Here is an 18,557-nt window from a genome sequence, read left to right as displayed (position 1 = left end):
TCGAACAGCTCCGGCGCGGCGTCCATCGGGGCGACCTCCGGGTCGGGGCCGTCGGCACCGGCGTCGGCGCGGGTGTCGGTTCGGGCCATCAGTCGTCGGCGGGCGCGGGGCTGTCGTCGGCGCTCGCCTCGTCGGCGAAGGGGTACCAGGACTGTTTGGCGTCGTGGAGCGCCGGGTCGACGTAGTCGGTCTCCTCGGGTTCGAGGAGTTCCGTGATGGCCTCGGTGCCGGTGGCGTCGACCCACTCGCGGAAGCTCTGTCCGTCCTCGCGGTGGGCGGCGAAGGCGTTGAGCAGGTTCGCGAGCGCGCCGGGCACCTCGTCGGCGGGGACGCGCTGGCGGACCCAGTCGACGAACGACGGCTCCTCGCCCATCCCGCCGCCGACACCGATGTCGAGCGCCTCGACCATCTCGCCGTCCTTGCGGCCGCGCATCCCGAGCAGGCCGATGTCGGCGGTGTTGGCGTGGCCGCAGTCCGCCGTGCAGCCCGAGAAGTGGATCTTGATGGTGTCCACGTCGGCGGGGAGCTCGACGTTCCGGTCGAGCCAGCGGAGCAGCCGGGCCTCGCGCGCCTTCGTCTCGGCGAGCGCGAGCGAGCAGAATTCCGTGCCCGTACAGGCCATCCCGCCGCGCTCGAAGACGGTCGGCTCGGGGGAGTAGGCCTCCAGCAGCGGCTCCTCTAAGAACGCCGCGAGGTCGGCCTCGGGGATGTCCATCACGAGCGGGTTCTGCCGGCGCGTGAGCCGGATCTCGCCCGAGCCGTACGCCTCCGCGAGGTCCGCCAGCGCGCGGGCGTCGTCGGCCGGGATGCGCCCGACGGGCACGTTCAGCCCGACGAAGTAGCGGCCGTCGTGCTGCTCGTGGACGCCGACGTAGTCGATGGGGCCCTCCGGGGCGGCCTCGTGGTCCCCGTGGCCGGCGTTGTAGGTGTAGTTCTCGCGGCAGTCCTCGCCCGCGGTCCGGAGCTCCCAGTCGACGTACTCGGCCTGGAGCTGGGCGCGGATCGCCTCGGGGCCGCGCTCGTCGACGAAGAACCGGGCGCGGTTCTTGTTCCGGTTCGTCCGGTTCCCCTCGTCGAAGTAGCACTCGACGAACGCGCGGACCAGCTCGACGGCACGCTCGGGCGGCACCCAGACGTCCAGCGACCGCGCGACGCGGGGCTCGTGCCCGCCGAGGCCGCCGCCGACGCGGACGTTGAACCCGACCCGCGAATCGCCCTGGACGGCCTTCATCGCCGGCTCCAGCCCGATGTCGTTGATGGCGTCCTGGGCGGAGCCGTCGGGGATGCCCGAGACGCTGATGTTGAACTTGCGCGGCATATTGGCGAGGTCGTCGTCGTCCCGGATGGTGGCCTGGATCTCCTCCAGGATGGGCTTCGTGTCGATGACCTCGCGGGCGTCCTTGCCCGCCGTGGGGTTGCCCGTGATGTTGCGCATCGTGTCGCCACCCGCCGACCGCGTGGTGAGGCCCGTCTCCTCGATGCGGTCCCAGACCGCGGGCACGTCCTCGAGTTCGAGCCAGTGGAGCTGCACCGACTGGCGCGTCGTCAGGTCGAGCCAGCTGTTGCCGAACTCCGGGTTCTCGACCGGGCCGCCGGCGTACTCGTCGGCGACCTCCGCCAGGGCACGGAACTGCCCCGGCTCGAGGATGCCGTCGGTCCCGGTGAGGCGCATCATGAAGTACTCCTCCTGGCCGGTCCGCTGCTGGAAGACGCCCCAGAACTTGAAGCGGGTGAACCACTCCTCGCGCTCGTCCTCGGGGATGGCCTCGACGCCGCCGTTCTCGGCGAACGCCAGCAGCGTCTCGCGGACCTCGTCGCCGTAGCACTCCTCCTTGATACCCTCCTTCTTGTGCACCATCAGTCCTCACCTCCGTCAGACCGCAGGTCTGACGTGGTCCGTCTCGCGTCGCTCGACGGACCTCCGTCGGTCCGCTCCGCTCCCCGACGTGACTCGGACCGTGGGTCCTCGCCCCCGTCCGGGAGGACCGCGGTGTCGCTTGCAGGACGGTTCGCCGTCGGCGCCGTGTTCTCGATAATTACTTCCATTATTTCACGATTGCCAGCATCTTTCGACATTTCCTCGCCCGATACCGCACCGAGTTCGTCCTGCGTGTCGATATCGCGGACCACGCCGGGCGCGACCGGGACAGCCAGGGGGTCGACCCGTGCGAGGACGTCCCGCAGGGCCCGCGACCCGGCGGCCATCGTGTGGACGGCCGCCTCGCGGGCCCGGTCGCGGTGGTAGACCGCGCCCAGCGGCTGGGGGCGGTCCTCGGCCAGCGGCGCCGCGCCCGCCGGGGTCCCGGCACCGGCCTCGCCCGTCGCGTGCGCGAACAGATCCGCCACCGTCGCGGTCCGGAGGAACGGCTGGTCACAGCCGGCCACCGCGACGTACTGGCCCCGCGCCACCCGGAGCCCCGTCAGCAGGCCGGCGACGGGCCCCTCGTCGTCGACCGGATCGACCGCGAAGCGGACCGGGAGCCGCTCGTCGAGCGGGGCCAGCGCCGCGGCGAACGCGTCGCGCTGGTCCTCGCGGCAGTTGACGACGAGTTCGTCGACGACGGGCGCGAGCGCGGCCGCCGTGTGACAGAGCAGCGGCGCACCGCCCAGCTCGGCGAGCGCCTTCTCGGACTCGCCGAAGCGGGTGGAGCGACCCCCCGCGAGGAGGAGCGCCGAGCGCTCGGGGCGCCCGGACCGCTCCCGGTCGTCGTCGCGGCTCATTCGGCCACCTCCCCGACCGGGGCGGGCCGGTCGGTCGGCGTCTCCTCGTCCGGCTCGGCCCCCTTCGCCTCGGACTCCTCGGTGCGGGGCTCGACCCGGACGGCACACTGCTTGAGGTTCGGCTCGGCCGAGCGCGGGTCACGCTCCGGCGTCGTCAGCCGGTTCGTCGCGGGGTGGTGGATGGAGAGCCAGACGACGCCGTCGGGGACGGCCTCGTCGGGGTGGAGCGTCACGTCCACGCTGCCGCGCCGGGAGGCGAGGCTGACCTCTCTGTCGCCGTCGGCCACCTCGGACATCGTGGCCGGGGCGACCCGGGCGACGGGCGCCGTCGGCTCGCCGGGGCCCTCCCGGGACCGGACGCCCGTGTTGTAGCCGTCGGCCTCCCGCCCCGTCGTGAGGACGAGCGGGTACGACTCGTCGGTCGGCTCGGCGTCGTGGGGCTCGACCGCGGTCGAGAACCGCGCCTTCCCCGACGGCGTCGGGAACGACCAGTCGGCGTCCGCGCCGGTGGGGGCGGCCGCCTCGCCGTCGGCGTCGGTCGCATCGGCGTCCCCGTCCACGGTCTCGGTCGGCCCGGCCCCGTCGTCAGCCGGCGAGTGGTACCGATAGCCGCCACTCGCCCGCGGGCCGGGCGCCGGCCATCGCACCGCGGTCTCGGCCTCCAGCCGCGTGTACGAGAGCCCGGAGCAGTCCGCGTCCGTGTCGGCGGTGAGGTCGCAGAACTCCCGGAACACGGCCTCGGGGTCCAGCGGCGGCTCGCCCAGCAGCCCGGGGCAGAGCCGCTGGCCGATATCGGCGATGATGTCGATGTCCTGCTTGACGCCGGAGGGCGTCTCGGTGGCAGCACGGACCCGCGAGACGGTGCGCTCCATGTTCATCACGGTCCCCTCGGACTCACCCCACGTCGCCGCCGGGAGGACGACATCGGCGTGCTCGACGGTCTCGGAGTGGAAGGCGTCCTGCACGACGAGGAACGCCTCGTCGAGGCGGCCGGCGACGTTCCCGGCGTCGGGCACGCCCGCGACGGGGTTCGTCGCGACCGTCCAGACCACGTCGACCTCGTCCTCGACCGCGCGGAGGGTCCCGACCGGCCCGGGACCGGTGTCGTCGGGCAGGCGGCCGGGGTCGACGTCCCAGTAGTCCGCGACCGCGGCCCGCTCGTGTGGGTCCTGGAAGTCGCGGTGGCCGGGCCAGGAGCCCTTCGAGGAGCAGACCCGGGTCCCCATCGAGTTGGCCTGGCCGGTCAGGGAGAACGGCCCGGTGCCGGGGCCGAGGTTGCCCGTCGCGAGACAGATGTCGATGAGCGCGCCCGAGGTGGCGGTCCCGTCGACGGACTGGTTGACGCCCATCCCCCAGTAGACCAGCGTCCGGCCGTCGAACGCGTCCGCGAGGGCGTCCACGTCGGCCATCGGGACACCCGCCTCGGCGGCGGCCACCTCGGCGTCCGGGAGCTTCGCGCGCAACTCGGCGAAGCCGGTCGTCGCGGCCGCGACGAACGCCTCGTCGGCGTCGTCGCGGTCGAGAACGCGGGCGAGGACCGCCCGTGCCAGCGCGAGGTCGCCACCCGGGTCCGGGGCGACGTGCGTGTCGGCGAGGTCGGCCGTCTCCGTCGCCACGGGGTCGACGACGAGGAGGTCGCCGTTCTCGGCCGACGCGCGGATCCACCGGAACATGACCGGGTGCGCGACCGCCGGGTTCGCGCCCCAGACGACGTGGGACTCCGCCTCGGGGATGTCGTCGTACGTGCACGGCGGCGCGTCGCTGCCGAAGGCGTCGTAGTACGCCGTGACGGCGCTCGCCATGCAGAGCGTGGTGTTGGCGTCGTAGTACCGGGTCCCGATGCCGCCGCGGGCGAGTTTCCCGAGCGCGTAGGCGGCCTCGTTGGTCTGCTGGCCGCTCCCGAGGACGGCGACCGCGTCGGGGTCACGGGCCATCGCCCGGCGCATGGCGCCGGCAGCCTCCTCGAGGGCGTTCTCCCAGGTCGTCGACCGGAGTTCGCCGTCGCGCCGGACCAGCGGCCGGGTGAGCCAGGTCCCGTCGGGGTCGGCGGACTCCCGGGTTCCGCGCCGGCAGGCCAGCCCCTCGCTGACCGGGTGCATCGGGTCGCCGCTCACCGTGTCGATGCCGTAGCCGTCGTCGACGGCGCGCTGTCGGTGGCCGCACCCGACCGCGCACCGCATGCAGGTGGTCGACACCCACTCGGTCATCCGGACACCTCCGGACGGCCGATGATGCGACGCTCGTCTACCGCTCCGCAGAATCCCTTTGCGAACATCACAGATTCACACCAGAAACGCAGCGAACTGACGTATTTACCAGTTATCCTTTACAAATATGCAAAAGTCTGCCCGATAACGTTCGGACCCCGGAGTCTTCCAACGGATATAATGAATCGGGTATCCTCGCGCGTCCAGAAACGGGCGCGACACCCGACGGCAACTGGACGGTCGTCAACGGCCGGCGAGAATTGCGGCCGGAACCGGAGACCAGTGGCGGGCGAGCGGCGCGACCGGTCGCGCGCGAGCGAGAACGGCCTCGAACGGGGGGCTGGGCCGTGTGAGGTGGTTTCAGTGCTCGGCGCTCGGTCCTCGGCCCGGTCCCATCGGCGCTCAGTCGTCGCCGGTGTCGGCGTCGGCACCCACGTCCGCGTCGTGGGCGTGGGCCTCGAGTTGTGACCGGGGAATCATGTCCAGCACGGACTCGTTCGTCGCCGCCAGCACGACCGGCGGGGCGCAGTCGGCCTCGGCCGCCTCCAGCCACCGGGGGACGCAGACGCACCAGCGGTCACCCGGCTCCAGGCCCGGGAAGTTCAGGTCCGGGCGTGGGGTCACCAGGTCGTTGCCCTGCGCGCGGCTGTACTCCAGGAACGTCTCGGTCATCACCGCACAGACCTCGTGGCGGCCCGGGTCGCGCAGGAGCGCGTGGCACTCGCCGTCGCGCAGGGCGCCGGTCATCGGGTCCGTGCTGCACGGTTCGAGGGGCTCGCCGAGGACGTTCCGCTCGTCGTCGGGGGGTGTCGGCGCGTCGGACACGCCCATCGCTGCGGGCGCCGGCGCCATCAACCCCCGGCCGGGCGAATAGCCATCCGGCAGACACGGGATAGCAGACCGCTCGATGCGACAAACGGGCGTTTGAGCCATGCGCTAGTTCATGCCGTGAGCGCGCGTCAGGAGGGTATGCACACCGACCCATCCGACCGGCCGACCCGCCGCGCGCTCCTCCGCGCCGGTGGGCTCGCCGGCATCGCCCTGCTCGCGGGCTGCACGACCGGCGCCAGCACCCCGGGCGCGGGCGGGGAGGGGCCGACGCCGACCCCCTCACCGACACCCACCCCGACCACCGACGGTGGCCTCCCCGGAGACGACGGCGACGACGCGGCCGGCGGGACCCGACCCGCGGGCACGGGTGGTCCCGGCGTCTCGCTGGTGAGCGTCGACGGGCCGGACGCCCCCCTCGCGGCCGACGTGACGCTGCTCGAACCGGTCGCGACCGCCGAGGCACCACCCACGCTCCGCGTCACCCTCACCAACACCGGCGACAGCGCGGTCCGCGTCGGCGAGGGACGCGCCGCCCGCTTCCAGTACGTCCACGACGAGTCCGGGCGGCTCGTCCTCCTCCCGGCGGACGGCGAGTGGGACGCCGTGCCCGACTGCTGGCGACTCCGCCACGGCATCGCCGTCACGGAGGAGTACCGGACGTTCGAGCTGGCGCCGGGCGCCGCCGCGACGGCCGACCTGGCCCTGTACGCGAGCGCCGAGACGGATGCCTGCCTCCCCGTCGGCGAGCACACGTTCTCGACGCGCTACCAGGTCGGCCCCTGCGACTCGGCACCCGGTGCGGGAGCCGTGGGCGAGTGGGGCTTCACCGTCCTGCTGGAGTGAGTCGCGGGCGACGGCCCGGCCACCGGAGCGGTCCCCGCCCCGCCGCGCGTTCCCGGCGAACGACATAAGCGGGGCCCGTACACACGGGGCAACCTCTTTGTCGGCGGCCCGCCCCGTCGGGGCCATGACGGACGTGTTCCTGACCGGGTTCCCGGGGTTCCTGGGGTCGGCGATGGTCGAGGTACTGCTCGAACGGCACGACGAGGACGCGACAGTGACCTGTCTGGTGCAGCCGAAGTACGCCAGTGAGGCCGGGCAGCGCCGGGCCGAGATCGACGACGACGTCGACGCCGACGCCGAGACGCGAGTCGAACTCGTCGAGGGCGACATCACGGACCCCGAACTCGCCGTCGACGACTACGAGGGCCTGGTCGACGAGACGGACGTGGTCTACCACTTCGCCGCCATCTACGACCTGACCATGGACCGCGCGCCCGGGAAGGCCGTCAACATCGACGGGAGCGCCCACATGGCCGACTTCGCCGCCGAAGCCGACGCCGACCGCTTCCACTACGTCTCCAGCGTCGTCGTCGCCGGCGACTACGACGGCCGCTTCACCGAGGAGATGCTCCAGGAGGGCCAGTCGTTCTACAACTACTACGAGTCCACCAAGCACATGGCCGAGGTGCAGGTCCGCGAGCGGATGGACGAGGTCCCGACCACCATCTACCGCCCGGGCGTCGCGGTCGGTGACAGCGAGACCGGCGAGACCCAGAAGTACGACGGGATGTACGCCTTCGTGGAGGGGCTGGTCGAGCAGGGCGACAACGCCGTCATCCCGGCGCCGAAGGGCGCCAGCGACGGCGAGTTCAACGTCGTCCCGCGGGACTACGTCGTCGACGCCATCGGCTACCTCTCCGGCATCGACGGGTCCGAGGGGAAGACGTACCACCTCGCGGACCCGGACCCGCCGTCGACGACGGAACTGGTGAAGATCCTCGGCGACGCCGCCGGCAAGGAACGCACCTTCGTCGTCCCGTACCCGAAGGGCATCGTGAAGGGGCTGCTGGAGACGTTCAAGCCCGAGTCCGAGCTGCTGAAGAGCGGCGGCCTGGAGTACCAGACCTGGCCGGCCTCCTTCGACTGCTCGAACGCCGTCGAGGACCTCGAGGGGTCGGGCATCGAGTGCCCCGCCTTCGAGGAGTACGCCGAGACCCTCGTGGAGTTCTACCGCGAGCACCCCGACATCGGCACCGAGGGCATGAACTGACCGTCGGGAAGGGAGCCGGCAGCCGTCGGGGAGAGAGCGGAGGGCGGGCCCCACCCGGGAAATCCCTATCACGCCCTGCCCTGTAGTCGCCCTATGGGGGAATCGATAGAGGCAGTGCTCGAGCGGGCGGAGGCGGCCGAGGAGCGAGCCGAGGCTGCGAGGGACACCCTCGAGGGGGAGCTGGTCGTCGACGCCGACGAGGAGGAGCCCGCGGAGTTCGTGCGCGAAGCCGTCACCGAGGGTGCGGCCGGTGAGACGTACGAGGAGTTCCGGGGGGCGCTCGAGCGTGCGATCGGGATCCGTTCGGAGCTCTTCCTCATCCGGCACTCCGAGACGGACACCGAGGCGTCCATCGAGAACGTCGAACAGATCCTCCGGGACTACCGCCTGAAGGCCACGATCCCGTACGGGGTGGAGCGCGACGGGACGGTCGTGGCGGAGACGCTACGAGTGGACGTGGAGCAGGGGCCGGTCCGGGAGTGGGAGCGGCGGCGGCTGGAGCTCCTGGACCCGGCGCTCGACGCCGGGGACGAGGCCGACAGCCCCCTGGAGTCGCTGGCACGGACCGAGCTGTCGGCCGGGGACGCGAGCGGTTCGGCCATCGTCGATGACGAGTTCGTCGACGACCTCGTCTCGAAGCTGGAGCAGCGGCTCGGGACGGACGAGAACGACGGGGGCTACCTGAACGAGGAGGACGTCCTGGCCGGCATCATCGCCTCGACCATCGTGACCCTGTCGGTGACCGCGCTCCGGTCGATCGACCTCGGCGAGGCGGGGGAGGCGATCGCCGAACTCCACCTCGAACTGGGCGACGAAGCCGCATGGATCACCGACGAGACGCACGTGGAACACGGGGAGCGCGCGGTCGCGTGCCGTCCGGAGAGTGCGAGCGTGCAGTACGAGTACGCGGAGATACTCAGCACCGCCCGCGAGCACGAGACGGCCGAGACACACTACCGGCGCGCACTCGAACTCGACCCCGAGCACACGGAGGCACATCTGGGCTACGGGGAGCTGCTGGAGTACAACCTGGAACGCTATCGGGAGGCCGAGGAGCACTACCGGCGGGCCATCGAGCTCGACCCGAACGACACGGCCCCACGCAAGCAGTACGCGAAATTCCTCACGGACCAGCTCGGACGACACGAGGCGGCGAGACGGCAGTACGAGCGTGCGGTCGAACTCGACCCGGATGACGCCTCCACCCACAGGTCACTGGCGAGCCTGCTGGCCGAGGAGCTCGACCGACCGGCGGCGGCACGCCAGCATTACGAGCGGTCACTGGAGATCAACCCGGACAGCCGGACCTGGCACCGGAAGTACGCACGGTTCCTCTCGCGGCAGCTCGGAGAGTACCGCCTCGCGGAGGAGTACTACCAGCGCGCCCTCGAGATCGACAGCGACTACCGGTCAGCACATTTCGACTACGCCTACCTGCTCCAGGAGCACCTCGAGAACTACCCCAAGGCGAAACACCACTACGAGCGCGCACTCGAGATCGACCCTGACGGCTCCGTGACGCACAACAACTACGCGAACCTCCTCAAGAACCAGTTCGAGAAACTCCGCAAGGCGAAACACCACTACGAGCGCGCACTCGAGATCAACCCCGACTACGCGACCGCCCACCGCAACTACGGTAACCTCCTCCAGAACGACCTGGACAACTACCGGAAGGCGAAACACCACTACGAGCGCGCACTCGAGATCGACCCCGACTACGAGCAAGCACACCGCAACTACGGCAACCTCCTCCAGAACGACCTGGACAACCACCGCAAGGCGAGGCGACACTACGAGCGCGCACTCGAGATCGACCCCGACTACGAGCAAGCACACCGCAACTACGGCAACCTCCTCCAGGACCACCTGGGCAACTACCGGAAGGCGAAACACCACTACGAGCGCGCACTCGAGATCGACCCCGACTACGAGCAAGCACACCGCAACTACGGCAACCTCCTCCGGGACCACCTGGGCAACTACCGGAAGGCCCAGAGACACTACGAACGTGCCCTCGAGATCGACCCCGACTACCAGTCAGCACATTTCGACTACGCCTACCTGCTCCAGGAGCACTCGAGCAACCACCGGAAGGCGAAGCGACACTACGAGCGCGCACTCGAACTCGACCCCGAGGACGCCGTGGCGCACAACAACTACGCGAACCTCCTCAGGAACCAGTTCGGCAAACGTCGCGGGGCGAAGCGACATTACGAGCGTGCACTGGACATCGACCCCGACTACGCGACCGCCCACCGCAACTACGCCATCTGCCTCAGGGACCTGAACTACCCGTTCAAGGCGAAGAAACACGAGAGACGGGCCAAGCGGCTCTCCAGAGGGCGCTAGCGCGACCCACGGCCAGGAGCAGTCTGGGGCCGTGCGGTGCGAGAACGCGCTGGAGACCCGGCCTCCGGCGCCGGTCGGCCGGTGTCCACACCCCCTAAGTACCCCGACACCGACCCCTCGACCATGCAGGTCGGGTCGCGCACCCTCATCATGAACCCCGTCAGCGGGACCGGCGACCACGCCGAGCTGGTGCGCCAGAAGGCCCGCGGGAAGGGGTTCGCGGTGTGGGAGACCGAGGGCGAGGGCGACGGGGTCGCGCTGGGCCGCCGGGCCGGGGAGGAGGACGTCGGGGAGATCGCGGTCTGTGGCGGCGACGGCACCATCAACGAGGTGCTCCGGGGGCTGGAGCAGGCCGACCACCTGGACGAGGTGACGCTGAACGTCATCCCCGCGGGGACGGCGAACCTCCTGGCGAACGCCGTCGGCATCCGGAGCATCGAGCACGGCCTCCAGCTCACCGACAAGGGGGAGGTCCGTGCCGTGGACGTGGGGCTCGCCGACGGGGAGCCGTTCGTCGTCTCCTGTATCGCCGGCTTCCCCGCCGACGCCAGCACCTCCGCCTCCGGCGAGCTGAAACAGCGTCTGGGTACCCTCGCGTTCGTCGTCAGCGGGCTGCAGCAGGCCGTCGAGTTCGAGGGGCTCGACCTCCAGCTCGACCTCCACGGCGGCGGCCGGAGCGATAGCTGGGAGGGCTCGGCGGTCACGGTACTCGTCGGCAACGCCCGCCGGTTCGTCGAGCAGGGCGGCCAGGCCGACATGGAGGACGGCCTGTTCGACGTGGCCGTCGTCGAGGACGTCCCGGCGGGGAACCTCGCGGTCGAGGCCGCCATCCACCGGCTCCTCGGGGAGGGGACCGACTCGGTGCATCACTTCCAGGCGGCGCAGGTGACGGTGACCAGCGACGAGGCCATCACCTTCTCGCGTGACGGGGAGATCGCCGAACACGACCGCGTGACGATGTACGCTCGCCCGCGGGCGCTCGACCTCCGGGTCGGGCCCGACTACGTCCCCGATCCGCCGGCGTGAGTGTGCGCGGGCGGTCACGCGACGACGCGCCCGGGGAGCCGTCTCAGTCGGCGATTCCGTGGCTGCGCTCGGGCGCGTCGGTGCTACCTGCGCTGGGGCGCCGCCCGTACACCGGCAGGGTGACCGTCAGCACGCCCTCGTCGGCGTCGTAGGTCGCGCTGATCTCGGACGGGCGGACGACCGAGGGGAAGTGGAAGGACTCCTCGTACGACCGGTCCGCGGCGGTCGCGGCGACCGTGAGATAGCCGTCCTCCCAGCTGACGTCGAACGCATCGGTGTCGAACCCCGGGAGATCCAGATCGAGCACGTAGGCGTCCGCATCGACCCGCACGCGGGCGTTCTCACCCTCGGCGAACCCGGCACGCAGCAGCCGGGCCGGGAGCGTGAGCGCGTCGAAGACCGTCCGCGTCCGCGAGAGGTCACTCATCACCTACTGGTCGGTTGGTCCCGGACGTAAGCGTTCTGCCAGGAGTGAACGATGTCCACACACCCCACACAGAACAACCGATAGGTCCGCTGCCGCGGGTCCGCTGTGACCGCATCCACCGGCGGACAGGGGGACCGTTCCGGGGAGCTATGTGAGTCCCGGTCGTGGGTCGGAGCGTGCCCGGAGTCCACTCGAAGCGGGGGGCCGTCCCGTGAGCGACCCCGAGGCGTACGTTCCGGCGGACTACACGGGTCCGCGCCCGGAGGCGTACGCCTTCGACGCGGCGTACGAGGGCGTCCCGAACTGGGATATCGGGCGGCCACAGCGGGCGTTCGTCCGGCTGGTGGAGGCCGGCCTGGTCCGGGGGCCGGTCCTGGACGTCGGGTGCGGAACGGGTGAGCTGACGATGTTCCTGGCCCGGCAGGGGTACGAGGCGCTGGGAATCGATATCTCCCCGCGGGCGGTGGCGACGGCCCGGGAGAAGGCCCACTGGCGGCGGAACCCCGCCCGCTTCGCCGTCTGGGACGCGCTCGCGCTCGACGGACTGGCCCGGGCGGGGATCACCGTCCGCACGGTCCTGGACTGTGCGACGTTCCACGTCCTCCGGTTCGCCGACCGCGAGCGGTACGTCGCGGGCCTGTCGACCGTCCTGGACCCGGGCGGGCTGTTCTGCGTCCTCGGTGACGCCCGACCCGACCCGCGCCGGGAGTACGGCGTCTCGCCCGCGGAGTTCCGGGCGCGCTTCCGCGCTGCAGAGGGGTGGGACCTGCTGGGGACCTGGGGGACGGTGTTCGAGCGGCGCTACAGCCGGAACCAGGCGTACCTCGGACTCGTCCGTCGGCTCCCCTGAACCGCCGGATTGGGCTGGTCTCGACGGGAACCCGCGGGCACCGACGGTCCCCGCTCCCGGGGCGACGGGTCCCGCCCCCGGAGGCGTGGTACCGTCCGACATGGTTATCTCCTCCTCGCGCGTAACGGGAAGCGGACGGGCGAGGAAGGGTATCGACCTGCTCGAACGAAGGGATTGCAACCTCGTCCGCCACGGTGTGGTCGCCGGAACGGCCGGCCGACGGCGCTTTTGTCGCTGGCTGTTATCGAAGCCGACGCTCGGGAGTGACGGCCCGGTCGACCGGCGAGCGGGCCCAGGAATCAGGCGGCGTTCGAGAACGCCTCGCCGCTGTCGTGGGATGCCCCGCCGGAGAGGTCCGCGACGCAGGCCCGGCAGAAGCGGTAATCGGCCGCGTTCCGGACGCCACACGCCGAGCAGATCACCGTCTCCGCCGACTCCGCCGTCTCGACATCGACCCCCGTGTCCGCCCGCGAGCCGTCCGTCGCCGACCTGTCGACGGCCGCCCCGCTCTCCAGTGTCGGCGACTCGCCGGACCGCTGGCGCCGGAGGTAGACGTAGACCAGCGTCCCGAGGTGCAACAGCAGGACGGCCCCGAGCAGGCCGTAGACCTGCGGGTCGTACATGACACCGGTGAGTTCGGGCCCCAGGCGCATAAAGTGTGCGACCGCCACACACACCGAGGGTCATCGGCGTACCGGTGTCCACGACGGGCACCGCTCGCCGTCCGGTGACAGTGTGTCACACGAGCGACGCGACGTACGCGGCCCCACTTAAAGCCCAGAACTGTTCGGCGCAAGGCCGACCCGGGAGCCAGCCCCACACTCGGGGTACGGACCGGACCGAACGGCGCAGAGCCGAGAAGGCATCCGTCGCCCCGACCACCCGAGCGGATCAACCCAGAACCCATGTCCGAAACCCGTCTCACAGAGCGTGCCGAGCGACCCCGAGAGGGGACCGAGCCGACGGTCGAGGAGGGCGAGGAGACCGACGCGCTCGTCTGCCCGGAGTGTGGGGGCAACCTCAGCACCGACACGGAGCACGGCGAGACCGTCTGCAGCGACTGTGGGCTCGTCGTCGACGAGGACGCCGTCGACCGCGGGCCCGAGTGGCGCGCGTTCGACGCCAGCGAGCGCGACGAGAAGAGCCGCGTCGGCGCCCCGACGACGAACATGATGCACGACAGGGGGCTCTCGACCAACATCGGCTGGCAGGACAAGGACGCCTACGGCAACTCGCTATCCAGCCAGCAGCGCCAGAAGATGCAGCGCCTGCGGACCTGGAACGAGCGGTTCCGCACCCGGGACGCGAAGGAGCGCAACCTCAAGCAGGCGCTCGGCGAGATCGACCGGATGGCGAGCGCGCTCGGACTCCCCGAGAACGTCCGCGAGACCGCGAGCGTCATCTACCGCCGCGCGCTCGACGAGAACCTGCTGCCCGGCCGCTCCATCGAGGGCATCGCGACGGCCGCCGTCTACGCGGCCGCCCGGCAGGCCAACGTCCCGCGGAGCCTCGACGAGGTCGCGCGGGTCTGCCGCGTCGACAAGGAGGAGTTCAAGCGCGCCTACCGCTACATCGTCAAGGAGCTGAACCTGGCCATCGAGCCGGCCGACCCGACGGAGTACCTGCCCCGGTTCGCCTCCGAACTCGACGCGAGCGACGCCACCGAGCGCAAGGCCGTCGAGCTGGTCGAGACGGCCAGCGAGGAGACCCTCCTGTCCGGGAAGTCGCCGGTCGGCATCGCGGCGGCCGCGCTGTACGCCGCCTCCCTGCTCACCGACGAGGGGCTGACCCAGACAGAGGTCGGCGAGGTCGCCGACATCTCCGAGGTGACCATCCGGAACCGCTACAAGGACCTGCTGGAGGCGGCGGGCGTCATGAGCTCGGACACGGCGGCCGAGACCGCCCGCGCCTGAGCGTCCGATCCCCGCTCCTCGGCGGCCGAGACCGTCAGGTCGTGAACCCGCCCTCGGCGTCGTGCTCCTCGAGCACCCACTCCAGCTCCTCGATGGCCCGGAGGATGGCCACCTCGGCCTCGTCCTCCAGCGCCGACGACGGCGGGTCGTGGCTGTCGTACTCGGCCTCCAGTTCGGCGATCCGCTCGCGGATTGCCGCCTCGTCGCGCATACACGGTGGGTCTCCCGGGCGGGGCTTGACGGTATCGGTGACTGACAGGAGACGACGACAGCGACGACAGCGACGAACAGGTGCAGGAGGCCCCCTCCGGCACGTCACACGGCGGAACCACCACCCTCTTGCCAGGCTCACGCATACCGGGGCGCAATGCCCGACGAGCCAGCCCACGAGATGCCCGAGGACGCGGCGGCGATGATCACGGAGTACCTGGAGAACCAGCACGAGTTCCTGTCGTGGCTCGGGTTCACCGTCGAGGAGTTCACCGCCGACCGCCTCGTCGGGCGCATCCCGTTCGACCAGAAGCTCACCAACCCCACCGACCCACCGACGGTCCAGGGCGGCGTGGCCTCGACGCTCGTCGACACGGCCGGCGGCATCGCGCTCCGCCCGTACCTCACCGACCCCGTCAACGACGGCATCGCGACCATCACCCTCAACGTCAACTACCTCCGGCGGGCCGCCGGGGACCTCGTGGCGACCGCCGAACCCATCCGCGCCGGCGGGTCGGTCGGCGTCTCCTACATCGAGGTGGTCAGTGACGTGCCCGGCGAGGGACAGAAGCCGGTGGCGGCCGGGACGGGCGCGTACCGGCTGTTCAACTCCGACCGGAGCGACGGGGTCGAGGACGGGGCGGAGTGACGCCGCCAGGGCCGCGAGCGCCGCGGGTCACTCGCCAGCCGCGGGCCCCCTACGTCGCCGATAGCTCCGGGCGAACGCGTAGCACAGCCCCAGCAGCGAGCCGAGGACGAGGATGCCGGGGCCGATGCCGAGCGAGATCTCGTCGGGGGTGTTCACGAACGAGAACAGGTAGGTGATGGTCCCGGGGCGGCCGACGGTGAGCGAGTCGACGCCGAGCGCAGAGAGGAAGAGCGGCCCGCCGATTCCCAGCAGCAGCAACAGCCCGAACGCCGCGACCGCGGCGCCGGCGAGGGCGTCCCATGAGAGATTCGTCACCGACAGCGCCGGGACGCGGTCCCCCGCCCGACCGAGGATGCGGACGCCCTTCTCGTGGTCCTCGACGCCGACGTGGGCGGGGTAGCCCAGCAGCGTCAGCGCCATCCAGACATCGGCGACGGCGCCGCCGGCGTTGGCCGCCAGCGGCAGCGCGAGCCACCCCCAGCCCAGCAGGAGCATCGCCGGGACACCGACGGCGGTCATGACGACCAGCGGCGCCAGCAGGATGACGAGGAACTGGTTCCGTGTGAACCGCTCGGGGCTGGTCGCGTATGCGTACGGGAGGATGAAGTGTGCGACACCGACCCCGTAGCTGGGGTCCCCGCCGTAGTGCCGGAACGCGAGCCCGTGGAGCCACTCGTGGGGCACGAGGATGACGGTCGCCAGCACGGCGATGACCAGCAGGTTCAGCGCGTCGTTCCACCAGCCGACGCCGGGCGCGAACGCGAACGACGCCGCCCGGCCCGTCGCCGCCTGGAAGACGGCGGTGAACACCGCGAACGAGACGACGAACCCCAGTCCGCCCACGGCGGTCATCTGGATGGTGAGCCCGCGGGACAGTTCGAGGTCCGCGAGGAGCGTCTCCGACCCGGCGGCGTCGGCGGTCGACATACCCGGACGTCTGCGGGAGGGGTGAAAACGGCTGTCCCGGCGGGCACGGGCGGGCGGCCGGGAGCCGTCCGCCTCACATAGATGCAAGGAGGAAGCCCACGACTTCAGTCGTGGGGAACTGACACTCGCTTCGCGTACCGGAGGCCGACGACCTCGCCGCCGGCGTAGGAGAGGCGCTCGACCCGCTCGTAGCCCTGCGACTCGTACAGCGCCTGTGCCGCCCGCTGCTCCGCGCCCGTCTCCAGCACGACGCGGTCGGCGCCCCGGTCACGGGCGGCGTCCTCCAGGGCCCGGACCACCGCGCGACCGTCCCCCTCGCCCTGGAACGCCGGGTGAACGGCGACGCGCTCCGTCTCGAACGCGGTGCCGTCGGTGGTCGGGGCGTCGGCCGCGACCGGCCGGACACCGCCGACCGCGACCACCTCGCCGTCGACCTCGCCCACGAGGAACGCCCCGTCGGCGTAGGCGGTGGTCGGGGCGTCGAGGTCCGCGTGGTCGGCTCCCGGGAGGTAGGCGTCGGCGTCGCGCATCGCTCGCTCGTAGACGGCGCGGACCCGCTCGGCGTCGGCCGCCTCGACGGGCCGCAGGGGGAGGGCATCGGTCACGGACGGCGCTGACGACCGGAGGCAGTTGAGGGCACCGGCTACCGGCAACCTGTTCGCCCGGACGGCGATTGCTCGATAATCGCAAATTTTCGTATCGAGATCCGGCCGTTTTCCAGATATTGGCCACTACAGTCGCTTCTCGAACCGGACGAGCTCGTACTCGCCCTCCTGCAGTCGGCCGACCTCGTCGTAGCCGCGGGAGCGGTAGAGTTCGACGCCGGCGCGCTGGCGGGCCGCCGTGGTGAGGACGGTCCAGTCGAACCCCGCGTCGGCGGCGCGGCGCTCGAGCTCGTCCAGCACGGCGGCTCCCAGGCCGCGCCCCTGCGCTTCGGGGGCGACGGCGATGCGGAACAGCTCGACGGCGGCCCCGGGGTCGGCCTCGCCGCCCGCGAACCCCTCGTGGCCGCCCGCCGGCAGGTCGCTCGCGGGGCGGAACCCACCCATCGCGACGACTCCGGACGGTTCCGCCCCGTCCGCCTCGCCCACGAGGAACTCGCCGCCGTCGAGGTAGGTCGCCGGGATGCGGTCGAGGTCATCGGTCCCGGGCACGTCGTCGGCGTCGGTCCCGGCGTCGCGCAGCGCCCGCTCGTGGAGTGCGTACAGGTCGGCGGGCTCGTCGCGTTCCGGGTCGAATCGGCGGAGCCGGACGCCGCTCATGCGGCCGTCTCCGGGCGCCCCCGGGCGGTCGTCCCCGCTCACGCGAACGTCACGTCCGCGCTCGACTCGACCTCGCCGAACAGCCAGTCGGCGTGTTCGAGCGCGTACTCCCGGTGGTCGTCCTCGATGGCGCCGATGGCGTCCTCGACGAGGACGGGCCGGTAGTCACGCAGCCCCGCCGACCCGGCGGTGTGGAGCACGCAGACGTTCGCGAGCGTCCCGCACACCGCGAGGTCCTCGACCCCGCGCGCCGAGAGCCAGCCGTCGAGCTGCGTCTCGTGGAAGGCGTCGTACGTGTGCTTCTCGACGACGAGGTCGTCCTCGCGAACATCGAGTTCCTCGACGAGTTCGGCCTCCCAGGAGCCCTCGACGACGTGCTCGCCCCAGCGCTCGAACTCGTCGTAGTAGTGGTTGCCGTCGAACTGCCCCGGCGGGTGGACGTCGCGGGTGTAGACGACGCGCGCACCGGCGTCCCGGGCGCGCTCGACGAGGTCCACCACGGGCTCGATGACGGCCTCGCTCCCGGGCGCGTACAGCGCGCCATCGGGCTTGCAGAAGCCGTTCTGCATATCCACGACGACGACCGCCGCCCGTTCGCCCTCGAGTGTCGCTGCCATACGCGCGGCTTGGACGGCGCGGGGCAAAACCGTTGTCCGGGGGCCACCGCGTTCGGCGTCGTTCGCCCCCGTCGTCACGCCTTTGCCGGGTGGCGCCGAACCGGCAGTATGCGCATCGAGTACGACCGGGACACCTGCATCGGGATGTTCCAGTGCGTCGCCGAGTGGGACGGCTTCGAGAAGGACGAGAGCGCCGGGAAGGCGGTGCTCGTCGACGGCGAAGAGACCGACGAGGACGTGTTCGTCCGCGAGGTTCCCGAAGGCGCCGAGCTGGACGCGAAGTTCGCCGCCCGGGCCTGTCCGGTCGAGGCCATCACGGTCTACGACGACGACGGCGAGCAGCTGATCCCCTGAGCCGCCGGGCCCGCTCCCTGGCCGGGCCGTTCCCAGCCGCTGGGGACCGGCGGCGGTGTTTACGGGCGCCCCCGGTGTCGTTCGGGGTATGAGGGGTCGCGACCGCATCGACACGACGGGCGACAGGACGCGACGGCGAACCGACAGCGAGCGACACG

General features: G+C 71.4%; 19 protein-coding genes. 8 read left to right on the top strand and 11 right to left on the bottom strand.

Features of this window, described 5'->3' with window-relative positions; all coding sequences use genetic code 11:
• Window positions 1-88: 88 nt before the first annotated feature.
• From P2T62_RS02125 to P2T62_RS02110, 4 genes are all read right to left on the bottom strand, one after another.
• Complete coding sequence (locus tag P2T62_RS02125; RefSeq protein ID WP_276259842.1) at window positions 89-1,858, bottom strand: nitrite/sulfite reductase; 1,770 nt, start codon at window positions 1,856-1,858, stop codon at window positions 89-91.
• Window positions 1,858-2,721, bottom strand: coding sequence for a molybdenum cofactor guanylyltransferase (locus tag P2T62_RS02120; protein ID WP_276259841.1), 864 nt, complete (start codon window positions 2,719-2,721; stop codon window positions 1,858-1,860). The genes P2T62_RS02125 and P2T62_RS02120 overlap by 1 nt, the downstream gene beginning before the upstream one ends.
• Complete coding sequence (gene nasA, locus P2T62_RS02115) at window positions 2,718-4,928, bottom strand: assimilatory nitrate reductase NasA (protein ID WP_276259840.1); 2,211 nt, start codon at window positions 4,926-4,928, stop codon at window positions 2,718-2,720. The genes P2T62_RS02120 and nasA overlap by 4 nt, the downstream gene beginning before the upstream one ends.
• A 402-nt stretch (window positions 4,929-5,330) precedes the next feature.
• The gene (locus P2T62_RS02110) at window positions 5,331-5,675 is read right to left on the bottom strand and encodes a DUF2237 family protein (RefSeq protein ID WP_420028473.1); all 345 of its coding nucleotides are present in this window, start codon (window positions 5,673-5,675) and stop codon (window positions 5,331-5,333) included.
• 222 nt (window positions 5,676-5,897) lie between these two features.
• On the opposite strand from P2T62_RS02110, the gene P2T62_RS02105 reads away from it, so the two are divergent.
• From P2T62_RS02105 to P2T62_RS02090, 4 genes are all read left to right on the top strand, one after another.
• Window positions 5,898-6,602, top strand: coding sequence for a hypothetical protein (locus P2T62_RS02105; protein WP_276259838.1), 705 nt, complete (start codon window positions 5,898-5,900; stop codon window positions 6,600-6,602).
• A gap of 124 nt (window positions 6,603-6,726) precedes the next feature.
• Window positions 6,727-7,812 carry an SDR family oxidoreductase gene (locus P2T62_RS02100; RefSeq protein WP_276259837.1) on the top strand — a complete coding sequence of 362 codons (1,086 nt, stop codon included), beginning with the start codon at window positions 6,727-6,729 and terminating at the stop codon, window positions 7,810-7,812.
• A 93-nt stretch (window positions 7,813-7,905) separates the two neighbouring features.
• Window positions 7,906-10,164, top strand: a complete 2,259-nt coding sequence (locus tag P2T62_RS02095; RefSeq protein WP_276259836.1) for a tetratricopeptide repeat protein — start codon at window positions 7,906-7,908, stop codon at window positions 10,162-10,164.
• Between the two features lie 123 nt (window positions 10,165-10,287).
• On the top strand, window positions 10,288-11,190 hold the full coding sequence (locus P2T62_RS02090; RefSeq protein WP_276259835.1) for a diacylglycerol/lipid kinase family protein: 903 nt from the start codon (window positions 10,288-10,290) through the stop codon (window positions 11,188-11,190).
• Between the two features lie 43 nt (window positions 11,191-11,233).
• On the opposite strand, the gene P2T62_RS02085 is transcribed toward P2T62_RS02090, so the two are convergent.
• A complete protein-coding gene (locus P2T62_RS02085; RefSeq protein WP_276259834.1) occupies window positions 11,234-11,617 on the bottom strand; it encodes an Hsp20/alpha crystallin family protein in 384 nt (127 codons plus the stop codon).
• A gap of 211 nt (window positions 11,618-11,828) precedes the next feature.
• Between P2T62_RS02085 and P2T62_RS02080 the strand changes: the two genes are divergently transcribed.
• Window positions 11,829-12,467, top strand: a complete 639-nt coding sequence (locus P2T62_RS02080; protein WP_276259833.1) for a class I SAM-dependent methyltransferase — start codon at window positions 11,829-11,831, stop codon at window positions 12,465-12,467.
• Between the two features lie 299 nt (window positions 12,468-12,766).
• Here the strand turns inward: P2T62_RS02080 and P2T62_RS02075 are convergent, their stop codons facing one another.
• Entirely contained in the window at window positions 12,767-13,090 is a 324-nt protein-coding gene (locus P2T62_RS02075) for a DUF7577 domain-containing protein (RefSeq protein WP_276259832.1), read from the bottom strand.
• 282 nt (window positions 13,091-13,372) lie between these two features.
• On the opposite strand from P2T62_RS02075, the gene P2T62_RS02070 reads away from it, so the two are divergent.
• Window positions 13,373-14,380, top strand: a complete 1,008-nt coding sequence (locus P2T62_RS02070) for a transcription initiation factor IIB (RefSeq protein WP_276259831.1) — start codon at window positions 13,373-13,375, stop codon at window positions 14,378-14,380.
• A 34-nt stretch (window positions 14,381-14,414) separates the two neighbouring features.
• Here the strand turns inward: P2T62_RS02070 and P2T62_RS02065 are convergent, their stop codons facing one another.
• The gene (locus P2T62_RS02065) at window positions 14,415-14,591 is read right to left on the bottom strand and encodes a hypothetical protein (protein WP_276259830.1); all 177 of its coding nucleotides are present in this window, start codon (window positions 14,589-14,591) and stop codon (window positions 14,415-14,417) included.
• A 156-nt stretch (window positions 14,592-14,747) separates the two neighbouring features.
• Between P2T62_RS02065 and P2T62_RS02060 the strand changes: the two genes are divergently transcribed.
• Window positions 14,748-15,239, top strand: coding sequence for a PaaI family thioesterase (locus P2T62_RS02060; protein ID WP_276259829.1), 492 nt, complete (start codon window positions 14,748-14,750; stop codon window positions 15,237-15,239).
• Window positions 15,240-15,266: 27 nt separating this feature from the next.
• On the opposite strand, the gene P2T62_RS02055 is transcribed toward P2T62_RS02060, so the two are convergent.
• The 4 genes from P2T62_RS02055 to P2T62_RS02040 form a co-directional block, all read right to left on the bottom strand.
• On the bottom strand, window positions 15,267-16,166 hold the full coding sequence (locus tag P2T62_RS02055) for a DUF3267 domain-containing protein (RefSeq protein WP_276259828.1): 900 nt from the start codon (window positions 16,164-16,166) through the stop codon (window positions 15,267-15,269).
• 104 nt (window positions 16,167-16,270) lie between these two features.
• Window positions 16,271-16,771 (bottom strand): GNAT family N-acetyltransferase, encoded by a 501-nt coding sequence (locus tag P2T62_RS02050; protein ID WP_276259827.1) that lies wholly within the window; start codon window positions 16,769-16,771, stop codon window positions 16,271-16,273.
• 126 nt (window positions 16,772-16,897) lie between these two features.
• A complete protein-coding gene (locus P2T62_RS02045; protein WP_276259826.1) occupies window positions 16,898-17,428 on the bottom strand; it encodes a GNAT family N-acetyltransferase in 531 nt (176 codons plus the stop codon).
• Between the two features lie 38 nt (window positions 17,429-17,466).
• Window positions 17,467-18,045, bottom strand: coding sequence for a cysteine hydrolase family protein (locus P2T62_RS02040; RefSeq protein ID WP_276259825.1), 579 nt, complete (start codon window positions 18,043-18,045; stop codon window positions 17,467-17,469).
• 108 nt (window positions 18,046-18,153) lie between these two features.
• On the opposite strand from P2T62_RS02040, the gene P2T62_RS02035 reads away from it, so the two are divergent.
• Window positions 18,154-18,399 carry a ferredoxin gene (locus P2T62_RS02035; RefSeq protein WP_276259824.1) on the top strand — a complete coding sequence of 82 codons (246 nt, stop codon included), beginning with the start codon at window positions 18,154-18,156 and terminating at the stop codon, window positions 18,397-18,399.
• Window positions 18,400-18,557 lie beyond the last annotated feature (158 nt).

Origin of the sequence: Haloglomus litoreum (genome assembly GCF_029338515.1) — an archaeon.
In the GTDB taxonomy this organism is placed as follows: domain Archaea; phylum Halobacteriota; class Halobacteria; order Halobacteriales; family Haloarculaceae; genus Haloglomus; species Haloglomus litoreum.
This window is presented reverse-complemented; position numbering and strand designations above follow the sequence as displayed.